This window comes from Kitasatospora sp. NPDC088264, assembly GCF_040685715.1.
In the GTDB taxonomy this organism is placed as follows: Bacteria; Actinomycetota; Actinomycetes; order Streptomycetales; family Streptomycetaceae; genus Kitasatospora.
Window position 1 is genome coordinate 7,049 of record NZ_JBFBIR010000045.1, and the last position, 21,642, is coordinate 28,690.

General features: G+C 72.6%; 17 protein-coding genes. 5 read left to right on the forward strand and 12 right to left on the reverse strand.

Annotated elements, in window-relative coordinates:
* From AB0O82_RS27600 to AB0O82_RS27630, 7 genes are all read right to left on the reverse strand, one after another.
* The coding region (locus AB0O82_RS27600) for an ALQxL family class IV lanthipeptide (protein WP_363586664.1) at positions 1–85 on the reverse strand (85 nt) is incomplete at its 3' end.
* A gap of 50 nt (positions 86–135) precedes the next feature.
* Positions 136–246, reverse strand: a complete 111-nt coding sequence (locus AB0O82_RS27605; RefSeq protein ID WP_363586623.1) for an ALQxL family class IV lanthipeptide — start codon at positions 244–246, stop codon at positions 136–138.
* 106 nt (positions 247–352) lie between these two features.
* Entirely contained in the window at positions 353–2,167 is a 1,815-nt protein-coding gene (locus AB0O82_RS27610; RefSeq protein ID WP_363586624.1) for an alpha/beta fold hydrolase, read from the reverse strand.
* Complete coding sequence (gene lanL, locus AB0O82_RS27615) at positions 2,161–4,944, reverse strand: class IV lanthionine synthetase LanL (RefSeq protein ID WP_363586625.1); 2,784 nt, start codon at positions 4,942–4,944, stop codon at positions 2,161–2,163. The genes AB0O82_RS27610 and lanL overlap by 7 nt, the downstream gene beginning before the upstream one ends.
* Positions 4,945–5,181: 237 nt before the next feature.
* Complete coding sequence (locus AB0O82_RS27620; RefSeq protein WP_363586626.1) at positions 5,182–8,091, reverse strand: AAA family ATPase; 2,910 nt, start codon at positions 8,089–8,091, stop codon at positions 5,182–5,184.
* Between the two features lie 120 nt (positions 8,092–8,211).
* Positions 8,212–8,418, reverse strand: a complete 207-nt coding sequence (locus AB0O82_RS27625) for a hypothetical protein (RefSeq protein ID WP_363586627.1) — start codon at positions 8,416–8,418, stop codon at positions 8,212–8,214.
* The gene (locus AB0O82_RS27630) at positions 8,415–11,381 is read right to left on the reverse strand and encodes a type 2 lanthipeptide synthetase LanM family protein (RefSeq protein WP_363586628.1); all 2,967 of its coding nucleotides are present in this window, start codon (positions 11,379–11,381) and stop codon (positions 8,415–8,417) included. The genes AB0O82_RS27625 and AB0O82_RS27630 overlap by 4 nt, the downstream gene beginning before the upstream one ends.
* Positions 11,382–11,560: 179 nt before the next feature.
* On the opposite strand from AB0O82_RS27630, the gene AB0O82_RS27635 reads away from it, so the two are divergent.
* The 3 genes from AB0O82_RS27635 (at position 11,561) to AB0O82_RS27645 (ending at position 14,543) form a co-directional block, all read left to right on the forward strand.
* Positions 11,561–12,196, forward strand: coding sequence for a PadR family transcriptional regulator (locus AB0O82_RS27635; RefSeq protein ID WP_363586629.1), 636 nt, complete (start codon positions 11,561–11,563; stop codon positions 12,194–12,196).
* Positions 12,186–13,616: an alpha/beta fold hydrolase gene (locus AB0O82_RS27640; RefSeq protein WP_363586630.1), complete on the forward strand. Its 1,431-nt coding sequence runs from the start codon at positions 12,186–12,188 to the stop codon at positions 13,614–13,616. Before AB0O82_RS27635 ends, AB0O82_RS27640 begins: the two co-directional genes overlap by 11 nt.
* Positions 13,617–13,931: 315 nt before the next feature.
* Entirely contained in the window at positions 13,932–14,543 is a 612-nt protein-coding gene (locus AB0O82_RS27645; RefSeq protein ID WP_363586631.1) for a hypothetical protein, read from the forward strand.
* Between the two features lie 77 nt (positions 14,544–14,620).
* On the opposite strand, the gene AB0O82_RS27650 is transcribed toward AB0O82_RS27645, so the two are convergent.
* Entirely contained in the window at positions 14,621–15,964 is a 1,344-nt protein-coding gene (locus AB0O82_RS27650; RefSeq protein ID WP_363586632.1) for a VCBS repeat-containing protein, read from the reverse strand.
* A gap of 924 nt (positions 15,965–16,888) precedes the next feature.
* On the opposite strand from AB0O82_RS27650, the gene AB0O82_RS27655 reads away from it, so the two are divergent.
* Complete coding sequence (locus tag AB0O82_RS27655) at positions 16,889–17,116, forward strand: CU044_2847 family protein (RefSeq protein ID WP_363586633.1); 228 nt, start codon at positions 16,889–16,891, stop codon at positions 17,114–17,116.
* A 380-nt stretch (positions 17,117–17,496) separates the two neighbouring features.
* Here the strand turns inward: AB0O82_RS27655 and AB0O82_RS27660 are convergent, their stop codons facing one another.
* Together AB0O82_RS27660 and AB0O82_RS27665 are read right to left on the reverse strand one after the other, a co-directional pair.
* Positions 17,497–17,943: a nitroreductase family deazaflavin-dependent oxidoreductase gene (locus AB0O82_RS27660; RefSeq protein WP_363586634.1), complete on the reverse strand. Its 447-nt coding sequence runs from the start codon at positions 17,941–17,943 to the stop codon at positions 17,497–17,499.
* Between the two features lie 213 nt (positions 17,944–18,156).
* Positions 18,157–18,681 (reverse strand): MarR family transcriptional regulator, encoded by a 525-nt coding sequence (locus tag AB0O82_RS27665; RefSeq protein WP_363586635.1) that lies wholly within the window; start codon positions 18,679–18,681, stop codon positions 18,157–18,159.
* A 128-nt stretch (positions 18,682–18,809) separates the two neighbouring features.
* Here AB0O82_RS27665 and AB0O82_RS27670 point away from each other — a divergent pair, with 128 nt between their 5' ends.
* On the forward strand, positions 18,810–20,036 hold the full coding sequence (locus tag AB0O82_RS27670) for an FAD-dependent monooxygenase (RefSeq protein WP_363586665.1): 1,227 nt from the start codon (positions 18,810–18,812) through the stop codon (positions 20,034–20,036).
* A gap of 145 nt (positions 20,037–20,181) precedes the next feature.
* Here AB0O82_RS27670 and AB0O82_RS27675 read toward each other — a convergent pair whose 3' ends face one another.
* Together AB0O82_RS27675 and AB0O82_RS27680 are read right to left on the reverse strand one after the other, a co-directional pair.
* Positions 20,182–20,745, reverse strand: a complete 564-nt coding sequence (locus tag AB0O82_RS27675) for a DoxX family protein (RefSeq protein ID WP_363586636.1) — start codon at positions 20,743–20,745, stop codon at positions 20,182–20,184.
* 272 nt (positions 20,746–21,017) lie between these two features.
* Complete coding sequence (locus tag AB0O82_RS27680; protein WP_363586637.1) at positions 21,018–21,599, reverse strand: helix-turn-helix domain-containing protein; 582 nt, start codon at positions 21,597–21,599, stop codon at positions 21,018–21,020.
* Between the last annotated feature and the right edge of the window lie 43 nt (positions 21,600–21,642).

Consider the following 21,642-nt stretch of genomic DNA (forward strand, 5'->3'; position numbering starts at 1 on the left):
AGCTACAGGTGTTCTGGCAGGGCCGCAGACCAGCGGCCTCCTCCTCCCCGTCCAGCGCCTGCAGCGCATCGACGTCAACGGTCATCGTGTTCACCTCCCTTCAGGCAGAAAACTCACCGTCCGACCGACCCGACATCACTGGCCGGTGTAGGTGCAGGTCCAGCTACAGGTGTTCTGGCAGGGCCGCAGACCAGCGGCCTCCTCCTCCCCGTCCAGCGCCTGCAGCGCATCGACGTCAACGGTCATCGTGTTCACCCCCTTTCCTGAAGGTCGTCGCAGATGACGCCGGCCGTACCGGCGTCGCACGGCCCGAATGGCCGTGAGTCTCTGGTCCCGCGGTCCCGAGCGGTCCTCACGCGTTCCCGGGGCGCTGGGAGAGGAACTCCACCAGCTGCTCCCGCAGGTGCGCGCCCGCGAGGTTCTCCAGCGGGGAGTGTCCGCCGCCGGGTACTTCGGCGTAGCGGAAGTGGGTGCCCTCGCTGCGGCCGGTGTCGAGCAGCCGTTGCCGCAGCTGCCGGGACTGGTCGACCGGGATCGTCCGGTCGTCCGTGCCATGGACGATCATCAGTGGGGTGCGGATCCGGTCGGCGAGGGTCCACAGGTCGCGGGGGCCCAGTCCGTCCTCGACCTCGGTCCGGCCGCCGAGCCGGTCGATGAGCGCACGGACCGCGGGCGACGCCTGAGCGTGCAGCCGGGCGGCGGACAGGAAGGGGGCGACGACGGCGCAGCGGGACCACAGCTGCGGGTCCGCGGCAGCCGCCAGCAGGGCGAGATGGGCACCGTAGCTGACCCCGTACAGCATGGGCGGTGGCGCCGATCCGGGGCGCCCTGCGGCGAGGGCTCTGACCAGGGCGCGGATGTCGGCGAGGTCGGGTCCGCCCCAGGCGCCGTGCAGGGCCTCGGCGTGCGCGGCCCCGTAGCCGGTGCTGCCGCGCTGGTTCGGGGCGACGACGGCGATGCCGGCGGTGGCGAGCCGGTGCAGCACCGGCTCGTATCCGAGGTCCCAGGCCGCCTCGGGCCCGCCGTGCAGGGCGACCAGTACGGCGTCGGCGCTGCGCCAGTCGCCTTGGCAGACGGCCTCGAACTGCCCTGCGGGGCCGGAGAACCGCTCGACTCGCGAGCGTCCCGCCGCCTGGCTTCCGGCTGGGGCCCACTCCGTCGTGGCCTCGGGCGAGAGCACCGCGATCTCGGCCGGGCGGTCCGCCGTGGAGACCGGCACCAGCAGGCCACTGCGCCCCCAGCCGGCCACCTGCTGGACCGCCCCCGCCGCCAGCGGCACCTCCGTGAGCCGGTCCTGGCGCAGGTCGTAGACCAGCAGCCGGGCCCGGGCTCCGCGGAGCACTCGCAGGGCCACCCGCTCACCGGCCGGGTCGAAGGCCAGTGGCAGGACGGCGCCGTCGATGGTGTTGAGCCGCTCGGGGGCGCGCAGTCCGGCCGGATCGGCCAGGGATCTCCACGCCAGCCGGCGTCCCTGTGGCGTGTCGGTCGCCATCAGCAGCAGACCGGAGGACGGGCTTGCCAGCAGGAGGGCGTCGCCTTCCCGGCCGGGCGCGCAGGGCAGGTCGTGGTGGCTGCCGTCGGTGAGATCGACGAGTACGGTCCGGGAGCGGCTCTCGTGTCGCAGGGCCACGCCGAGCAGCCGTCCGCTGTGCTCCAACCCGCAGATGCGGCCGACCGTGCCGGGCAGGGCCGCGACCGGCTCCCACCGCAACGGACTGTCGAGCACCCGGTACAGCGTCGACCGGCCCGGGCTGTCGGAGCGGACCGCCAGCGCCAGGGTGCCCGGTTCGGCGGAGGCGACCAGACGCAGCGCGCGGCACTCGACGGTGAGGCGCTCGACGGTGAGGCGCTCACCGGCCCGCCCCGTCTCCGGGTCGGCCAGGACGAGTTCGTGCCGGCCGGCCGCACCACGCAGTAGCAGGAGTCTCCCGTCCTCGGTCGGCAGCGGCTGGGTCCGCAGGGACTCCTCCAGCGCGAGCGTCCGGCGCCGGGACGACGGCCCGTCGAACGACCGGTGCTCGGGCACCAGGCCGCCCTGCGAGCCTGTCGTCAGGCACGCAGCATGCTCGGCCGTCGCGGAGAAGGCGAAACTCGTCCGGGTGGCCGGCAGCGCGGGCACCACGGGCAACTCGGGCGCGCGGCTCGGAGCCGGGGTCCAGGTCACCATGCGCCGGCCTCGATCCCGACCGGCTCGTCCGTCGGCACGGAGAGTGCGAGGGAGTCGGGCAGCCAGAGCCGGGTGCCGCCGTGCCGTAGCCGGACCAGTGCGGCCAGCATGCCGGCCGTCCCACCGCTGTAACCGGCCGTCACCTCGGTGTTCGACTCGTCGGGCAGGAGCAGGAGACCGTCGCGCAGCGTGTGGCGCGCGTGGGCACAGGCGACGAGTTCCGCCGCCCGCTGGCGGTAGTCCGGGTCGTCCAGGGCGGCGGCCAGGTCCAGCAGGAACTCCGCGTTGCCCGCCAGTCCGTGGCAGGCCGCCGGAGAGAGCTGCCACCTCCTGCGGTACACCTCTGCTGCGGCCTGTTCGGCCAGGTTCCGGTAGCGCTGGTCGGCGGTGGCGGTCCAGAGCCTCACCAGGAAGGTCCCCACTCCCGAGGATCCGCTGCACCAGTAGGGCGGACGGAAGGGGGCGTTCTCGTCGTGGTCGCCCTCGGGCCACCAGGCCGCACCGTCGCCGGTCCGCGCTGCCGCCACCAGGGTGTCACCGGCACTTTGTGCGAGTGCCAGGAAGTCGTCCCGTCCGGTGGCCTGGCCGGCCAGCAGGAGAAAGGTGCCGATTCCGGCGACGCCATGGGCGAATCCCAGGTGCTTGGCTCCCGCCATCGCGGAGTCGAAGTCCTTCGGAACGGGCCAGAGCGTTCCGGACCGGCCCGGTTCGGCGGCGGCCACCAGCCCCTCGGCGGCCTCGACCGCCCGGGCCAGGAAGTCCGGCTCGCCGGTGGCCTGCCAGAAGTGCAGCTGTGTCAGACCCGCGCCGGCCGCGCCGTGGCAGACGTCGGGGTTCGGCCAGCGCACCGGCACCGCCCGGGCCAAGCGTGCCGCGGTGTCGGCCAGCTTGTCGTCGTCCAGCAGCCGGGCTGCGTCCAGCAGTGCCCAGGCGGTGCCGGAGCGGCCGAAGTACAGGCCGGGGAGCTGTGGTTCGTCCAGCCGCAGACGGCCCGCCGTCCAGTCGGCCGCCTCGGCGACCCCGGACCTGAGCCGGGGGTCCGTCCGCGCGACGTCGGCCGCGGTGAGCACCGCCAGGACCCCGGCGGCGCCGTGCTGCACGTTGAGCGGGTCGTTGAGGGCGGCGAACCCGTCGGCGGGCCACAGCCGCGGCTGCCCGGCCGGGGTCATGGTGTCCAGCAGGTGGGTCAGCCCGTCGGCCAGGACCCGCTCCTCGACGTCCGCCGCAAGGACCGGGCGTGCCGGTTCCCCGGGAAGCTCCGGCCGGCCGGACCGCAGTTCGGCCAGGAGCTCGCGCAGCCGCTCCAGGCTCCACCGCTGATCGACGGACTCCGCCATCAGCCCGAGGATCGCGGGGGCGAACGGCCGCGCGACCGGGTTGTCGGCAAGGGCCCGGGACACCAGAAGGGCCAGACGCTCGCCGTTCGTGCGGGTTGTCGGGCGGTCCGCGGCGAGCACCGTCTCGGCGCCACTCGCCAGGTGGAACAGGACCGCGCCGAGACTGAACAGGTCCGAGGTGAAGTCCGGCGCCGGGCCGCTGTGTTCCGCGGCCACCACCTCGGGCGCGGCATACCCCGGGGTGTAGGCGCGCTGGACCTGGTCGCCCGGTCGAACGATCATCTCCAGGTCGATCAGCCGCAGCGCCCCGTCTCGGGTGAGCATGAGGTTGTTCGGGTTCAGGTCCCGCAGCACATGGCCGGCGGCGTGCACACGCTCGACGATCGTCACCAGCTGCTCGACCAGGTCCAGCAGGACGGCGCTGACCGGCGCGGGATTCGCCACCACCCAGTCCCGCAGGTTCTCTCCGTCCACGCGTTCCTGGACGAGGTAGAGATTGCCCCCCTGGGTGAACACGCCGAACGCCTGCGGGCACACGCCCAGGGGTGCCAGCGCCGCGTGCATCCGCGCCTCGTGCTGCAACAGGTCGCCGGCGTCCGTGCCGGCGACGGTCGACCCGACGTGGCGTCGGGCCTCCTTGATGACGACCTGCCGATCGGTCTCCCGGTCCGTGCCGTAGTACACCCCGCCCTTGTAGGTGTGCCGGACGGCCGAGCGCACCACGTAGCGGCCGTCGAGAAGGACGGCGGCCGGACGGCTCGCCGCCTGCGGCTGCGAACCGGGCTGCGACTGCGGCTGCGGCTGCGGACCGGGCTCCGGCCGCTGCTGCGGCCACGGCGACCGCGCCCAGGCCGGTGGCTTGAACCGCGCCAGGCGGAGGTCCCTGACCAGAGCGCCGTCGGGGGTGCGCAGCAGGGACTCGACGGTGCCGTCGTTGCCGAGCTGCGTCGTGCCGGTGAAGACGCCGTAGCGGTAGTGCACCAGGCTGCCGGGGCGGTACGGCCGGTCGGAGAGGATGCCCGGGCCGGGCAGCCCGCGGGTGGCGTGGTGGAGCTCCTCGGCGAGTGCGCGGAAGTGGTCGTCGTCATCCGGATAGACGGTGATGAACTTGCCACCGCCACCCCGGTCGTAGCTCGCGGAGACCAGTTCGGTCACCCGGTCGAGAGTGCCGGCGAACTTGAACGAGGCCCGCCCGGCGACCAGGACCTCTGCTGCCTTGAGGAGGACGATGGGCGCGGACAGCGGGGTCGCCGAGAGGTGCAGCTTCCACCCCTGCGCCGGGATGGTGCGGCCCTCCGGAGCGACGTGGCACCAGAACTCCCGCGAACCGACCGTCCAGCCGCGCGCACCCCGCCGGTGCAGGACCGACGCCACGAGGTCCGGGAGCAGGTCGGAGTCCTCGTCGCGGACCGCGCTCGGCGTCGCTCTCGTACCTGTCATCAGCGGGCCTCCTGCGGCGGTGGGGAGCGGCGGTGCGGGGCGGCGGCGGACCGCTCTGCTCCGTTTGCATCACCGATCCTTCCGGCGATCCGCCGGCCCGGCATCGGGGCGGCCCACGTAGGTTCCGGTCGGCGACCGGGCGAATCCGGCCGGCGGGCACGTAGGTTCCCGGACCGGGCCGTTCATCGCCCGGTACCCGCAGGCCGGTCGCGGGGTCAGGCACGGGTCAGGCACGGGTCAGGCACGGGGGGAGACCTCGATGGCCAACCGGCAGAGCGCCGCACGGTCGGGACTGCCGGTCTTGCTGATCAGCGTGGCCATGTGCTTCTCCACCGTGCGCGGCGAGATGGACAGCCGCCGGGCGATGTCCTGGTTGCCGGGCCGCTCCACGAGCAGGGCGAGGATCTCGTACTCGCGAGCGGTGAGGCCCTGCGCGCGCAGCTGGGCCGGGATCCGGTCCCACCCGCTGCGGCGCTGGGCGACCGTCGCGCCGCTGCGACGCAACAGGGCCCGACAGGCGCCCGCCACCGAGGGGATGTCGTGGTCGTGGAAGTACTCCTCGGAGGTGCGCAGCCATGCCACCGGCTCGCCCCAGCCGTCGGCGATCGCCGCCTCGGCGACCAGCCGCAGTCCGAGGTGATGGGCCATCGGGAAGAGCCCGGCACTCTGCTCGGCCCTACGGACGGCCAGGGCGGCCTCCTCGGCCCGCCCCTCCCGGCCCAGCAGGACCGCGTGGGCCAGCAGCAGGAACTGCCGGTTCCAGACCAGCCCCGCCGCCGGGGCGGCGGCCACGGCTTCGTACTCGGCCCGGCCTGCGGTGCCCGCGAGAACGTCCAGCAGGGGGCCCAGCCCGTACCGTCCGGAGAGGTAGAAGACGTTCGGGTGCCGCTCCTCCCATGCCGCCGCGGCGGCGAGTTCGGTGACCGCCTGGATCCGGTCCTCCTCCAACAGCGCGCAGATCGTGCGACAGAGGCCGAGCATCACCGGGGTCAGGAAGGACTCACCACCACCGGACTGCCGGAAGAGCAGCAGCTCGTGCTCCATCTCGCGGCGGCGTCCCGCGTGCGCGGCGAGCGTCGCCGAGGTGAGCAGCAGGTAGCGGTGGGTCCCGAGGTCGCTCATCCGCGCGCTGGCATCCAGGCAGCGGTCGATGGTCTCGCGCGCCTTCGCGCCGTTCCCGGTGAGCACCGCGTTCATCGCGAGCAGTGCCTCCACGCGCTGGGTCAGCATGATGGCACCCAGCCCTCGCGCGGCGTCCCGCGCCTGTTCGAGCGTGCGGGTGTCACCGGTCCGCATGAAGCTGTTGGCGCCGAGCCGCAGCGCGGCCTCGATGCGCCAGACCGGCAGGCTGTGGGTCTCGGCGACGGCCAGCATCCGCCGCAGGCACTCGTCCGCGTCGTCGAAGCCCCGCTCCCGGGCCAGCAGCGCGAGCAACTGCCAGGCCTGGCAGGCGACCACCGGAAGCCCCTCGCGCTGCGCCACCGCCGCCGCCTCCAGGGCCGACCGCTCGGCGTCGACCATCCGCTCGCCCTGGCCCGGGAGCAGGGCGAGGTGCCCCTCGACCACGGCCAGCGCGGCGGTCTGCTCGGGGCCGGCGCAGCTGTCGAGGAGCGCCCTGGCCGCCGCCACGTGCGCGATGGTGTCGGCGCTCCGTTCCGCGATCACGGCGGCCCAGGCGAGCCGGGTGTGCAGCGCTATCCTGCGGTCGGTGCCGAGAGACCCCGCCCCGACGGACGGCAGGGTGTCCGCCGAGGCGAAGGCGCGGTCGAGTTGACCGGCTTCGGCGAGGGCGGACAGCAGCGCCTCCGTGATGTCGGTCCGGTCCGCCTGGTCGGCGAGGTCGTGAGCGCGCTCCAGCAACCGGACCGCCGACCCCGACGTGCCGTCGGCCAGCGCCCGTCGGCCCGCCTCCGCGTACGCCAGCGCCGCCGCGGCCTCGTCCCCAGCGGCGAGACGGAGCCCCGCGACCACCTGACACCGGCCGTCGGTCAGCTCGGGATCGGCCTCCAGCAGCGACGTGGCGGCCTGGCGGGCGATGGCCGCGCGCTCCGCCCGGGGGAGGTTCGCCAGCAGCGCCTCGGCGGTGAGCGCGTGCCGGAACGCGTACTGGTCCGTACCGGCCCAGTCGGGGACGAGCAGGCCTGCCTCGACGCCGGACCTGAGATGGGCGAAGAGGGTCTGTTCGTCGTGCCCGGTGATGAGCCGGAGCGTGCCGACCGAGAAGCGGGCGCCCAGGGTGGCCCCGATCAGCAGGAGTTCCCGCAGCGCGGGGTCCAGCAGGTCGATCCGGTGCCCGTAGCTCTGGACGACGCTCTCCGGAACGGTCGCGGAGAGGTCGCGGACCACGTGCCAGCCGTCGGCCTCCAGGCGGAGCGCCCCGGAGCCGACCATCTCCTTCAACAGTTCCTCGATCAGGTACGGGTTCCCGTCGCCGCCCTCGGCCAACCGGTCGGCCACGGCCACCGGTACCTCGTCGACGGGAACGGCGAGGCAGCCGCCGGCGATCGCGCGGACGTCCGGCGCGGCCAGTGGGCGCAGTGGGAGAAGGGAAGCCGTCCGGCGCCGTTCGGCCGCGCGGGCCAGGTCGAAGGCGGCCCCGGGTTCGGGGCGCAGCGTGGCCAGCAGCAGCACCGGCAGTCCGGCGATGTTGTCGACGAGGTACTCGACGACGGCGATCGTCTCGGTGTCCGCGTCGTGCAGGTCCTCCAGCGCCAGCACCATGCCCGTCCCCCGCCCGAGGACGGCGAGCAGGCGCAGCAGCGCCTCGGCGAGTTCGACCACGCTCTCGGGGTAGCCGGGGACGGTGGTGTGCCGCCATTCCGGAACGACCCGGGCCAGGGCCGGACGGTAGGGTTCGAGCTCCGCGTCCTCGGGCGGCCCGCTGGTCCGGAAACGGGACGACAGCGCCTCGACGAGCGGGCGGAAGGGGGTTCCCGCGCTCGTCGGGCTGCCCCGGCCGCGCAGGACCGGCAGGCCCAGGTCGGCGGCCTGGCCGCAGCAGTCGCCGAGCAGCCGGGACTTGCCGATCCCGGCATCTCCCAGCAGGAACACGGCACGACCCGCCCTCTCTCGGAGCGCCGTCAAGGCGCCGCTGAGCTGGGAAAGTTCGGCTTCCCGGCCGATGGTGACCGACGAGGTTGTACGCATACCGCGCAGGTTACTGGAGGGTTGTGACGGTCCGACAGGAGTGGATCAAGGGGGGTTTCTCACACCCGGCAGCCGGTGCGGCCCTGTCGGAGGCACCGGCTGCCGGTCGGCGGATGCCGGCTACCGGCTCACCTCGGGGCCGCCGGTGAAGGTCATCGTCGGGAACTGGTGGGAGAACCGCACGCCGTCGTGCGCGGCGAGCAGAGCGGTGCGACGGGCAAGCCCGCCGGCCGCCCGGAGCCTGATCTCCCCGGCGGGGTGATCCACGGCTTCGCCCTGCCGCATGCCGGGCTGCTTCCACTGGCGGACCAGATCGGGGGTGTTCATGGTGTTCGGCCGTTCCTTTCCTGAGGCCACGGCGTCCACGATGACGACCGGGGCGTGATCGGCGGCTGCAGCAGCAGCGCCGAAGCTGTTCGTTCGGGGGCGGCGAGCCGCAGCAGACCGTGTCCGATACCGGCGAGCCCGGTCAGCAGGCCGGGTGTGCCGAGCCCTCCAGGGGTGCCGCAGCGCGGTCCGCTCCGGTCGAGCGTCTCCAGCAGCGCGCCCGCGCGCCGGTTCCGCACGGTGTGCCCAACGGAGTGCTCGGCCGTACCGGTGAGCAGTTCGAGGGCGCCGAGTTCACCGTGGCAGAGACTGTGGTTGGGCAGTGGGTCACCCAGCGCGAGCACCCTGACCGCGCTGTCGACGAGCTCCGTCGGCCCGGCTGCGCTGTCGGAGGCCGCCAACGCGATGCCCGGCAGGCCCGTGCACCAGGAGTGGTCCAGGTCCTGCCCGACCGCCGCCCGCAGGGCGGCCAGCCCCGCCTGCTCGTACCTGGCGCCGCCGCCTTCCGCCGCGAACCTGAGCAGAGCCCAGCCGATGCCCGCCGATCCGGTACCGAAGCCGGGGGCGGCGGGGAGGGGACGATCGGCGAGGCGGGCCGCGCACAGCTGCGCACCCTGCCAGGCTTCGGCGGAGCCGGTGGCCGCGTGCACCGAGAGCAGGGCCGCCAGGCCGCCGGCGGTGCCGTCGAAGACACCGGACGCGTCCTCGGCCCGGGCCGCAGCGGTGGTGAGGGCCACGGCCGGTCCGATCCAGCCGCGGATCTCGGCGTCGTCCAGGGTGGTGGACACCTGGGTGAGGCCGTAGGCGATACCGCCCAGACCGGCGAAGGCCCCGGACCCGACGACACCGAGTTCCTCCGGGTGCTCCGCAAGCCGCTCCAGCAGGCGGGGCAGCGGCCGCAGAGCACGGCGGGCCACCTCCGCGTAGCGCGCCTCGCCGGTGAGGCCGGCGAGTTGCGCCAGGAAGAGCGCCACCCCCGGGTAGCCGGCGCCCAGGTCGGCACCGGACGGTCCGACCCGCCAGTACCGGTCCGCGAGGAGTTCGAGCCCGAGCCAGTTGATGCGCGTCCCGCTTTGCTTCGCCCTGTCCACCAGCTGGTCGCCGATGCCCCGGGCGGCGGCAAGCAGCCGTGCCGGATCCAGGGCGGATCCGCGGGTGGGCCGGGGAGGAAGCCCGGGCGGGGCGCCGACGCCGTGGGCGGAGGCGGTGGACCTGCCGGCCATCGCCGCCCGGACTATCCACTCCTGCTCGTCGCGGTCCGTTCGGCCCATCGCCCGGATCTTGTCCGACACCCGGTCCAGACCCGGCCGGTCGAGTACGCCGGGCAGCCGGCGACCCGTGCCGCTCCAGAGGTCCGACGAACCCGGCCGGGTGGTGAACAACGGGATGTCGCCGTCCCATAGTTCGGCGATCTCCTCATCGAGCAGCCCGGGCCAACCGGAGGCTTCGAGCGCGTCCGTCCCCAGGAGGCTCAGGATCTCGTCCCGGTCCGCCGCGTCCCGCAGGACGTCGGGATGGGTCGACTCGTCGAGCAGCGTCGCGTAGACGAGGCTGGCCCGGGCCACCACGCGCACCTCGTCCTCCGCGAACCCGCGCAACAGGCCCTGTGGTCCCACGAGTTCGTCCCGGCCGGCCTCGATCGCGCGGTATCCGGCGCGGAAGCCGGCGACGAGGGCCTCGGTGTAGCCGGCCGGGTCCGCTTCGGCTCCGTCGAGCAGGGGGCGGTTCCCGGCGCCGGTGATCTCTCCGGCCCGGCGGACCAGTCTCATCTCGTCCGTACCGCCGGCCGCCCAGTCCACACCCTCCACCGGTGAGCGGCGCCCCGCGTCACCGCCCAGGCCAGAGACGTCGACCGCCGTCTCGTCGCCGAGCAACAGACGCGGCAGCAGGCCGCTGCGGTACACCGAGGACTCCAGCGCGCGAGCCGCCGGATCCTCCTGCGAGTCGGCCGGGACGCACGGATGGAAGAGGGTCTCGACGTCGACCAGGACGGGTTCGTCCTCGCAGGCGATCAGGTTCTCGAAGTGCAGGTCGGTGCCGTCCAGTGCGTACAGCAGCGCCAGCCACGCCCCCTGCCGGAGGTAGAACCGCTCCAACTGCCGCTCCGCCGTGCAGGAGCCGGGCGCGACGAACTCCACCCAGCCGTACCCGTCACGCTCCAGCAGAGCGAGGACCCGCAGCCCCGGTGTACCGGGCCGCGCGTTGAACCAGCCGACCAGCTCGTTGAAGCGCCCGTGCACGCGCAGCGATCTCGGCTTGTACACCACCCGGGTACCGTCGGCGAACCGCAGCACCGCGACGCTGCGCCCACGGCGGTGCCCGTCGCCCGTGGTCCGTTCGACCGCGACCAACCGCCCGGGGTCGGCACCGGCCAGCAGGGTGGCGACGATGTCGGCCCGGTCGGCGGCGAACCGGTCGAGCAGTTCCGCCAACGCCGAACCGCCGTGGCGGCAGGCCTGCGCCAGGAGGCGGGCGAGCACCGGGTACTCGCCCAGCAGCGCGGACAGCCCGTCCTGACGTCCGGCCAGAAGCAGGAAGCTCCGGAACCGGTCTGATGGTGCCGCGCCGTCGAGGCGGCCCGTCACCCTCGCGACGTTGAGCTCCAGCACGAGGGTGCGGGCGGCCAGTCGGGCCAGCGCACCGGCGAGCTGTCGGACGAAGTCCGCCCGGATGGCCCGGAGGTCGGCCACGGCGTCCGGCAGGACGGTCGGGAGTCGCACTCCGGCCAGCTCGGCGAAGGGCGCCAGCACGGCCGCGAAGCCGGTGATGCCCGGCAGCTCCCCGGTCGGCACGCGCGGCGCCGACTCGGCGCGGGAGAGGGCCGATTCGGCGCGGGAGAGGGCCGATTCGGCGAACTCGGCCCACTCCGGCCGCTGGCCGCAGGGCAGTTCGGCCGCGGGTACGCCCCGCAGCCACCAGGCGCCGTCCGTGGTCTCCGCTGCTCCGACGTGCTTGTCGATCATGATTCTGAGCCTCCCAGCCGATGGCAGGCCCACACAAGCCGATTCCGTTGCCCACCGGACCATCAGGATCGAGCACCTGCTCTCGTGTCCGCCGCCCCTGTTCCTGCCTCAACTGCTGACTCCGGGTGGCCGGGATCGGCCGCCGCCCCGAGGGTCCGCGGGAATGGTACGTTCGCCCCATGACCCTATCTGGAAGATATAGCGAGGATCCTCACGCCGCCGACATCGGACTGCCGAAGCTCACGCCCACGGGATGGACGGTGCTCGGCTTCCTGTCGCTCAGCTCCCGCAACGGCTACCAGCTGCGGCAGGCCGTGCAGCGCTCCGTCGGACACTTCTGGGGTGTGAGCTACGGCCAGCTCTACCCGCAACTGAAGCACCTGGAGGCGAACGGCCTGATCGCCGCGGACGAGCCGGCCGCCGAGCGGGGCAGGCAGACCGTCTGGCAGCTGACCGAGCAGGGCGCGACAGCCCTGGACGGCTGGCTCAGCCTCCCGGCCCAGCCGGCGCAGCGGCGCGACGAGGGCATGGTCAAGCTGTTGTTCAGCGACCACGCCGGTCCACGGGCGATGTTGCGGCTGATCGAGCAGCGCCGCGACGAGGCACGCGGGCGCCGCGATCAGGCCACGGCGACCGTGCCCGGCGCCCAATGGCCCGAACAGACCGAGCGCAGCGCCGACACCGTCCCGGCCACCTGGCTGGTCCGTGCCCACACGATCGCCCTGGCCGACGCGGAACTCGCCTGGTGCGACCAGGCCCAGGCCCTGATCGCCGAACAACTCGGCGCCTCCAGCGAGTCCGACGATGTCCGCTGACCGCGACCTGCCCGGGCGGCGACCACGCGACGTGACCGTGATCCGGATGCTGCTGCTCTTCACGGGCGTCGCCACCGTACTCAACGGCCTACTGGAACAGAACCCGACCTACCCGGCCACCACCCGGGGTTTCGGCGTGTTGCTGGCCGTCTTCGGCCTCGGCTGCTGGTGGACGGTCTGGCGGCTGCGCCGGCCCGGAACACGGCTGTTCGGCCGGTTACTGGTGCTGCTCGGGCTGCTCGCGGCGATCCGGGTCTACCAGGCCCTCCGGTTCGGCAGCGCGCTGCCGGCGGCCGGACTCGTCCTGCCGCTGCTGGCCTACGGGCGGCTGCGCAAACCTGCGGTCCGCCGCTGGCTGGAGCAGGGCGCCGCGGACGGGCCCGCGACACAGCGCACAGCAGCCGGTCGGGCGCCGCTGCTGCGCCGATGGGTGGGGGCGCTGGGCGTGCTGGGTGTCACCGTCGCCGCGCTGGGCGTGCTGACCGGTGCGGGCGCCGCCGCCGCGCTGATGCCCTGCGCCTTCCCCACGCCCGCGGTGGGCGGATTGCAGCAGGACCAGACCACCGCAGCCACGAACGCCGACCCGACCGGGCGGGTCGCCGCGACCGACGGGGTGCCGCTCGCGTACCACGCGTACCTCCCCGCCGACCCGGTCGCGAGCCTGGTGTTCTACCACGGCTCGGGCGCCAACAGCGCGGCCGGGTACCTCCCGCTCGGCCGCGAACTCGCCGACGACCACCACATCGCGACGTACCTGGTGGACATTCGGGGCCACGGCGCCTCCGGCGGCCCGCGCGGTGACGCGCCGACGCCGGAACAGGTCTGGCAGGACACCCGGACCATGGTCGACTTCGTGCACCGGCAGCAGCCGAAACTGCCGCTCTTCGTCGGCGGCCACTCGGCCGGCGCCGGCCTGGTACTCAACAGCCTCGACCGGATCGACGACCAGGTAGCCGGCTACGTCCTCCTCGCCCCGGACTTCGGCCTGCACTCCGACACCGAACAGGTGAGCGGCGGCTCGAACTTCGCCACCGTCTGCCAGCGCGCCTTCGTGGTCAACGCGGTCAGCAACCACGTGCTCGACGGACACACCCCGGCGCTCGGGTTCGCGTACACGTCCCGGGAGGTCCAGTCAGCGAAGCTGGTCCCGCGCTACACGGTGAACATGGCACTGGCGCAGAACGCCGACGACAGCGCCGCCGTGCTGCGCGGCCTGACCAAGCCGCTCGGCGTGTGGATCGGCGCCCAGGACGAGGTGTTCAACCCGGCCCGGGTGATCGCCTACGCGGCACAAGCCGGCCGCCCGGCCGACGACACCTTCCAGACCGTGGCACATGACAACCACCTCGGCATCCTGACGGACGGTGCCGCCTCGATCGGCCCGTGGATCGACCATCAGGCCGGCCTCCGCCAGCGGTGATCCCTCGACGGCGGGTCAGGGCCTCGGCAGACCGGCAGCAGAGGAACTCCGCCTCGCTGCCCGGGAGTTGCGATGACCCGCCGTCAGTCGTCGCGCCGGTCACCGGGGACCTCAGGACAACCCACGGCCTCGGGCGCCGACACCGCCCGAACAGCGGCCGCCCCACCGGCCGGTTCGCCACCTGGCCACCGCCGGGCGCTCGGACCGGATCAGCCGAGACGGGACGTCCCGGAAACATCGAATTCGCACACCTCATCGCCCCCGGACGGGCAGAGTGGGAACCCGATCTGCCGAACAGTCGACCTGGAGGCTCCCGTGCTCGACCTCTCCCGCGAGGAACTACCGGAACGGCACCAGGAGTTGCTGGACGTCCTGGTGACACGGCATGACCTGGCCACCGAGCGCCGCCGTAACACCTCGTTCGTACTCCTCGACCACGACGGACGTCGCTTCGCCGTCTGTGAGTACGGAGCGCACTGGTACGAGGAAGGCGTACCGGTGCACCTGGCAGTCGACCTGACCACGGGCAGCCATGTGTCGATCACCGCCTACCGCGCCTCCGCCATGTGGCCGGGAACGTTCTGGTCGTTCTTCGAACCCGGCCGCGTCCCCTCCGACGACCCGGTGCGGGCCTGGCTGGCGACCCCGGCGGCTGCCCCCGGGCCGCGCCCGAGCGTCGCCGTGGCGTGGCCGGACCAACTCGAACGGTTCTGCGCTGCGGAGCTGGTCCGCACCGACCAACCCGAACTGCTCGCACAGGCAGAGCTGGTCGCGGACCCGGAACTTCCCGAGGACCAGACCACACTGGTCCGACGGCACTCGGCGGCGGCACTGCCGTACGCCGTGCTGTTCCGCCACGAGGACGCGCTGAGCATCGTCAACAAGCTGATCGGCAGCGGCCGGGGCTGCCCGCTCCCCGAGCTCTGAGCTTGGCGTTCATCGTCGCAGGTCGAGTGACCTGCGACGATAAACGCCAAGCTCAGAGCGGGAGCGGAACTCAGGGTCTACCAGTCGGTGCCGATGTTGGTGCGGTTGCCGAAGGTGCTCTGACCGGTGCCGGGGTAGAAGTACATGTCACCCGTCGATCCCTGGGGGGCCTGGACGGCGGCGAGGTCGGTCCTGCCATCGGCGTTGAAGTCACCGCCGATGAGGTCGCGCATGATGTTCCAGCCGGTACCGGCGTTGATCGGCGCCGCGAAGGAACCGGCGCCGTTGCCCGGATAGACGTACAGATTCCCGTCAGCAGTACCGACCGCCGCGATGTCCGACTTACCGTCACCATTGAAGTCACCGCCGGCGAACTTGCCCAGGGTGTTCCAGCCGGTACCGGCGTTGATCGGCGCCGCGAAGGAACCGGCGCCGTTGCCCGGATAGACGTACAGATTCCCGTCGCCAGTGCCGACCGCGGCGATATCCGACTTACCGTCACCATTGAAGTCACCTCCGATGAGGTGGTCCAGGTTGTTCCAGCCGGTACCTGCCGACCACGGCGCGCCGAACGCGCCGGCGCCATTGCCCGGATAGACGTACAGATTCCCGTTGGCGGTGTTCACCGCGGCGAGGTCGATCTTCCCGTCACCGTTGAAGTCACCCGGTGTCACATTGCTGACCGTGTCCCAACCGGTACCGATCAGACTCCGCTCACCGAACGTACCGACACCGGTCCCCGGGTACAGGTACATCTTCCCCGTCGCCGCGTCCACCGCCGCCAGATCGGTCTTCCCGTCACCATTGAAGTCAGCCGACGCAAAACCCGTCATCCCCACCGGAGTTGCGGGGCTCTGGCCGATGGCGTTGACGATCTTCTGCGCGTCGGCCGCCTGAACCTGGTAGAGGTCGGGATAGGCCGACTGCTGGACGCCTTGGCAGACCTCGCCGATCGGCTTGCTCTGCCAAGTGTTGTTCGGATACGTCGAGAGCATCGCGCTGATGAACTTGCGGGTCGTCGTCGCCGGATCGAGCCGCTGCGCGGTGGTGCCCCACGAGGCCCGCTGCTGGAACAGGCCGACACTGTCGTGGTCCTCCATGTTCGGGTTGTTCCGCAGGGTGGATTCCACGATCGCCGTGGTGATCGCGATGACCTCGGCCTGCTGCGGTAGTCCGTTGGCCCGCACGGTGTTGACGATGGCCCGGGCGCAGGACATCCGGTACGCGTTCATCGCGTTCCGCAGGCTGCCGGTGAGCTGTTGGTTCAGTTGGGCGGCGGCGGTGGTGTCGGCGGAGGTGATCGTGCCGCAGGACACATCGGGCAGGGTCGCGTGCGCGGGGCTCGTCGCGGCCATCGCCCCGCCGGCCAGCACCGCACTCACCACGAGGAGTTGCAGGGCATTGCGCACAGCCTTCTTCATCGTGAAATGTTTCCTTCGTTCGCGGGTCGGATGTGTCGTCGCCAGAGATCCGGGCCACGACAGGTCTCGAGGGCACTGAGGGAATTCGCCTCGACCGTGCGCCGGACAGGGCATGGACGAGCCCGGTGTGCAACACGTGAGAGCAGAGTGAGAACGCCCCGGTCCGGCGACCGCCCCGGCCGCGCGGCGCCGTCACGGCGACGGACGCGGTGCCCGGGCCGGTGACGTGCGGGTGGGCCCGAAGTGGGCTGCTACTGCCGGCCCATGGTGTCGATGCTCACAAGGGGCGGCGTCGGAAGCGGGGTGGCGGTGACGAGCGGGGTGACGAGGGCGGCGACCGCGGCGGCCTTCGCGATGCGGGTGCGGATCATGGCAGGGCTCCTTCGGAACACACGCGCGACGGGAGGTGGTCCGGATCCGGTGCGTCCCGCGATGACGCTGCCCCGGTTCCTTTCGGCTGCTTGTCGCTGCCGTTGGGTACGATCCTGCCCTCTGACCAGTGGCCCAACTAGGGGTCCGTGCTGGCCTGAACCGGCATTGGCCCAAGCCGTCCACCGTGGTCGGATGCGGACGCCCAGTGCCTCGGGCCGGCGCATACGGCGGCAGGGCGATCGACGTTCCGGAATGCGGCCGGTGACGGTTCGGAATGTGGCCTTGAACGTGCGATCGTCAGGCTCGGCAGGCTCGGCAGGCTCGGCAGGCTCGGCAGGCTCGGCAGGAAATCTGACTGTCCATCAGCTCCATGGCGGGTGCTCGCGGCCAGGGCGTTGACACCCGCGCTGCGCGGCGAAGGCTGGGCCGTGCAGACATGGGTCAGCAGCTTGTCCGGGTCCCGCTCGACGGCGGTGGATCCATCCTCGTCGAGGCTGTGGACGGTGCGGCCGGGCCGGTGAAGGCGGGCCGGGCCGGTGACGCGATCTACCGGTGGGGCTGTCCACGGTGCTGGGCCCGGTCACCGCGACGGCGAGCACCGTGCTGGCCCGGTTGCGCGAGGCGGGGCCGGCCGAGGTGGAGGTCGGGTTCGGCATCGATCTCGCGGCCGAGGCCGGGGTCGTGATCTCCAGGGCCGCGGCCGACCGCCATCTGACGGTGAGGATGGTGTGGTGCCGGGGGCGACTACGGCCCTGCGGCTGTCGGGCGTCGGCGGACTGACCCGTGGACGCCGAACGCACCGCCTACGGGGTCGGATCCGGGCCGGGCCGGCCCGTGGCGGTCGCCCGGGAGCTCGGCCACGACGTCACCGATCCCCTTCGCGTCACCCGTCGGCTCGGGGGCCGACCCGTCGGTGTACCGCTCGACTGCCTTCCTGAGGTACGAGGGGCTCCAGGCCCCGACGGCCCCGCTGACGTCGACGGCCGCCACCCCACCGACGGCACGCTTGAGCGGCGGCAGGACCTCGTCCGAGTGGTTCGCCCGCTTCGGCCGGGTTCTCCGTTCGTGCCATGTCGCGCACTGGAGCTGCCGTCCCGGCCGAAGGGCTCGGGCGGGTGGGCGGTTTCTGACCGTCCGGGCCCCGCCCGAGCCGTTCGGGGTCAACGGCCGGCGGTCTCCGGCTCCAACACGAAGACAGGGATCACCCGGTCCGTCTTCGTCTGGTATTCGGCGTAGTCCGGCCAGACCTCGACCGCGCGGGACCACCACAGCTCCCGCTCCGCGCCCTCGACCTCGCGGGCCGTCATGTCCTGGCGCACGCCGCCGTCCTGGAGCTCGACCCGCGGATGCGCGACCAGGTTGTGGTACCAGGTCGGATTCTTGGGCGCGCCGCCCTGCGAGGCCACCAGGGCGTACGTCCCCTCGTGTTCCACCCGCATCAGCGGGTTCTTGCGGATCTTCCCGCTCTTGGCCCCCAGGCTGGTGAGGACGACCACCGGCACGCCCCGGAGCGTCGTGCCCTCGGCGCCCCCGGAGCCCTCGTACAACGCGACCTGGTCGCTGACCCACTTCTCCGGGCTCGGCTCGTATTCGCCGCTAAGAGGCATGCTGTTCCCATCCCACTCGATGAGGACCCTCGACGGCCGACCTGATGCCGTCCGCCCCGAGGCCCTCGCTCCGTTCGGCCGCCTCCATGATTCACCACGAGGCCGCCGCCCGATAGGAGGCGGCACAACGGCGGGGCGCAACGGCGGGGCGCGCCGCCGCGGACCGGCCGGGTGGTGATCGACGGTCAACGGCGCGGCTGCGGCCGTGTGCGGTCAGGTGGCGGGCGATGGCCTGTCGTCGTCGTCGAGGAGGGCCAAGCGGGCGATGACGTCGTCGGCCAGCCTCGCGAGCAATCGGCCCAGGTCCCCGCGGTCCTGGTCCGACCAGTGCGCCGTCGCGTCCGTGAACCAGCCGATCATGGACGTCGCGTAGGCGTTCGCGGCCCTCGTCCCTTCAGCGGTCGCCTCGATGAGGCTGGCACGCCGGTCGTGCGGGTCGCCGACGCGATGGACGAGGCCGCGCCGCTCCAGCGCCTGGACCTGTCGCGTGACGTGCGGGCCGACCACCTGCATCCGTTCGGCGATCTCCCCGATGCGCAGCGGCCGGTCCGCCATGTGCAGGGTCATGAGCGCGCTCAGTGCGGGGCGGTCCAGGGCGAGTCCCGCCGCCTCGGCCGCCCGTTCGGCCAGGCGGCCGCGGGTCATGGCGTTGCTCAGCTGGGCCAGCCGGGGCAGGGCCGCCCAGACGGCTGCCGCCTGCTCGTCCGCGCCGGGGTTGTCCCGCGAGTCCGCGGTCATCGGACCACCACCTCCACTTGAATACCTAACTTAGGTATCTATATCCTGGGGTTGCGCCCGCTCTCCGCGGGTGCGCCGTGCCGTCCATAAAGATACCTAAGGTACGCATCTTCGGTGTGACCGCCAGGATGCGACAGCCAGGAGGAGAGCACACCGTGAACAACCACTCCGCGAACCGCAAGGTCCTCATCTCGGGCGCGAGCATCGCCGGCCCGGCCCTCGCCTACTGGCTCGACCGCTACGGCTTCGACGTCACCGTCGTCGAGCGCGCGTCAGCCGTACGGGGCGGCGGGTACGCCATCGACATCCGCGGCGCCGCCCGCGAGGTCGTCGACCGCATGGGGCTGCTCCCGCAACTGCGCGAGGCCCACGTGGACACGCGCAAGCTCTCGTTCGTGGACGCCGACGGGGCGCCCATCGGCTCCGTCGCCCCCGAAACCGTCAACGGAGGCGCCGCAGGCCTGGACCTGGAAGTACGGCGTGGCGACCTGGCGAGCGCCCTCTACGCTCCGCTCCGCCACCGGGTCGAATTCCTCTTCGGCGACTCCATCGCCACCCTGGACGACCGGGCGGACCGCGTCGACGTCACCTTCGACAGCGGCGCCCACCGCACCTTCGACCTGGTGATCGGTACGGACGGGCTGCACTCCAACACCCGCGGGCTGGTCTTCGGCCCCGAGGACGCGTTCCACCACTACCTCGGCCACGTCTTCGCCGGTTTCACCCTCGCGAACGACCTGGGCCTCGCCCACGAAGGGATCGTCTGGAACACGCCAGGCCGGGCGGCCGTCCTCTACGCCCACGAACCCGCCGAGCGCGTACACGGGTTCCTCGTCCTCAAGCGGGAGGACGCCCCCGTCGACGCCTTCCGGGACCCGCAGGCGCAGCGCGAACTCGTCGCCGCCGCCTTCCCCGAGCACGGCTGGCACATCCCGCGCCTGGTGAACGCGATGCGCGAGGCCGACGACCTGTTCTTCGACGTCGTCAGCCAGATCCACATGCCCACCTGGTCCCGCGGCCGCGTCGCCCTCGCCGGTGACGCGGCCCACGCGACCTCGTTCCTGTCCGGCCAGGGCTCCAGCGTCTCGCTCGTCGGCGCCTACCTCCTGGCCGGAGAACTGGCCGGCCACACCGACCACGCGGCCGCCTTCGCGGCCTACGAGCGCAAGGCACGCCCCTTCGTGGAGCGGAACCAGGCGCTGGCCGCCTCCGGCGGCAGCACCCTCATCCCCGGCACCCAGGACCTGCTCGACACCCGCAACGCGACCCTGCGCAACCCCACCAACCCGGCGGGCGCCGAGGGACGCGCCGCCCACAACGGCGTGATCCTGCCGGACTACGACCACGCCGGATGAGCGCGCCCGCGTGCCGGGCTCAGCAAGTTGGACGCGGTTCTGCCGCCCGGCGGCCACACCCTGCTTCGACGGTGCCGACCAGGTCGCCGTCCAGGTCGATGCCGAGCACGTCCCGGGTGAGGGGTGCGCCTGGTTGCTGGTGGCGCTAGAGGGTCACCCCTTGCAGGGACAGCACGATGGCCGCGCCGATGCCGCCCATCCCCAGGGCGACGGCCGCACTCCACCACCCGCCCTGGCCCCACCGGAACGAACGGTCCAGCGCCAGGCGTCCGGGTCCGATGGCGGAGACCGCGATCGCGATCAGCGCCAGGCACAGCGGGTACTCCATGCCGCCCTTGTCGGCCCACAGGCCGCCGCCCGAGCTGACGGACATCGCGTTGATCATCACCCCGATCACGGCGGCGGCGGCCAGCGGGGTGAACAGCCCGAGGGCGAGGCCCAGGCCGCCGGCCAGCTCCGAGGCGCCGCCCAGCGCGGCGAAGAGCACACCGGGCCGGTAGCCCAGGGCCTCGAAGCCCTTACCGGTCGCGCTCAGGCCGGCGCCACCGAACAGTCCGAAGAGTTTCTGGGCACCGTGGCCGGCCAGCAGCAGGCCGGCGAGCCGGAGTACCAGCAGGCCGACGTCGGCGGCGGACACCGGTGGCGGATGCGTGGAGGTCGGAGCGGCACTGCGGACGGAGGTCCGCAGCCGCTCGGCGGTCAGTTTCATGGCGAAGGTCTCCTCCCGCGCGCCGCAACCTCCGCGAGCAGGATCGCCTCTCCCGAGACGAGGCGCCGACGCGCAGATCAGATCGGCCGGGCGCGACTCGCGCCGCCGTCGACCAAGTCCAGGAACCGCCGGACCGGCACCGCCTCGCCGGAGGCATCCGTGCGTCTCACCGATAACCCTCCGAGAAGGGAAGCCGTGATCCAGCACTCTCTGTGTCCACTCTACGCGGCGGCAACCGGCGGCAGGACTCCTCGTGGCGGCTGATGCTGAGCTCAGCGGAGCTCAGCGGCTGCCGCGCGGAGTTGGTCGAATGCGGCTCGCGTGTGGGGCGCCAGCTCGCCGGGGTCCTCGTCGCGGCTGGGGTCGGCCCACCGGGCGTAGCCGAGCCTGAACGCGAGGACGCCGAGTTCGGCGGCCACCTGCGCCGTGGGTTCCGCGACGTTCCGTCGCTTCAGCGCGTCGACCATCGCCGTGGCCATGCCGATGCACTTCAGCACGTTGCGCGCCTGCAACTCCGCGTTCGCCTCGATCGCCGCGTGCAGCAGCGGGCTGAGCTCGCGGTTGAACGACGTCATCTCGCCCGATGCGCGTTCGAGTCCGGCCGCGACGGCCGTCATCGGCGTCGCGTCCGCAGGGGCGCCGTCGATGCCCTCGGCCAGCAGGCGGCTGAGCGCCGTCTGTCCCATGGTGAGGATCTCGCGCTTGTCGGTGAAGTGGCGGAAGAAGGTGCTCCGCGTGAGCCCTGCCCGCTCGGTGATCTGAGCGACGGTCGTTTCGTCGTAGCCCTGCTCGGCGAACAGGCCGAGCGCAGCCACGACCAGGCGTTGTCGGGCATCGGGTTTCCATCGCGGCATAGTGCCAGTCTAGATGACGGGACAAGTGTCGCATCGCGTCGTA

Bases quoted from the DNA above. Each gene is read 5' to 3' on its own strand.
- AB0O82_RS27605 (WP_363586623.1), bottom strand. From the start codon at position 246: ATGACCGTTGACGTCGATGCGCTGCAGGCGCTGGACGGGGAGGAGGAG.
- AB0O82_RS27610 (WP_363586624.1), bottom strand. From the start codon at position 2,167: ATGGTGACCTGGACCCCGGCTCCGAGCCGCGCGCCCGAGTTGCCCGTG.
- lanL (WP_363586625.1), bottom strand. From the start codon at position 4,944: ATGACAGGTACGAGAGCGACGCCGAGCGCGGTCCGCGACGAGGACTCC.
- AB0O82_RS27620 (WP_363586626.1), bottom strand. From the start codon at position 8,091: ATGCGTACAACCTCGTCGGTCACCATCGGCCGGGAAGCCGAACTTTCC.
- AB0O82_RS27625 (WP_363586627.1), bottom strand. From the start codon at position 8,418: ATGAACACCCCCGATCTGGTCCGCCAGTGGAAGCAGCCCGGCATGCGG.
- AB0O82_RS27630 (WP_363586628.1), bottom strand. From the start codon at position 11,381: ATGATCGACAAGCACGTCGGAGCAGCGGAGACCACGGACGGCGCCTGG.
- AB0O82_RS27635 (WP_363586629.1), top strand. From the start codon at position 11,561: ATGACCCTATCTGGAAGATATAGCGAGGATCCTCACGCCGCCGACATC.
- AB0O82_RS27640 (WP_363586630.1), top strand. From the start codon at position 12,186: ATGTCCGCTGACCGCGACCTGCCCGGGCGGCGACCACGCGACGTGACC.
- AB0O82_RS27650 (WP_363586632.1), bottom strand. From the start codon at position 15,964: ATGAAGAAGGCTGTGCGCAATGCCCTGCAACTCCTCGTGGTGAGTGCG.
- AB0O82_RS27660 (WP_363586634.1), bottom strand. From the start codon at position 17,943: ATGCCTCTTAGCGGCGAATACGAGCCGAGCCCGGAGAAGTGGGTCAGC.
- AB0O82_RS27665 (WP_363586635.1), bottom strand. From the start codon at position 18,681: ATGACCGCGGACTCGCGGGACAACCCCGGCGCGGACGAGCAGGCGGCA.
- AB0O82_RS27670 (WP_363586665.1), top strand. From the start codon at position 18,810: ATGCGACAGCCAGGAGGAGAGCACACCGTGAACAACCACTCCGCGAAC.
- AB0O82_RS27675 (WP_363586636.1), bottom strand. From the start codon at position 20,745: ATGAAACTGACCGCCGAGCGGCTGCGGACCTCCGTCCGCAGTGCCGCT.
- AB0O82_RS27680 (WP_363586637.1), bottom strand. From the start codon at position 21,599: ATGCCGCGATGGAAACCCGATGCCCGACAACGCCTGGTCGTGGCTGCG.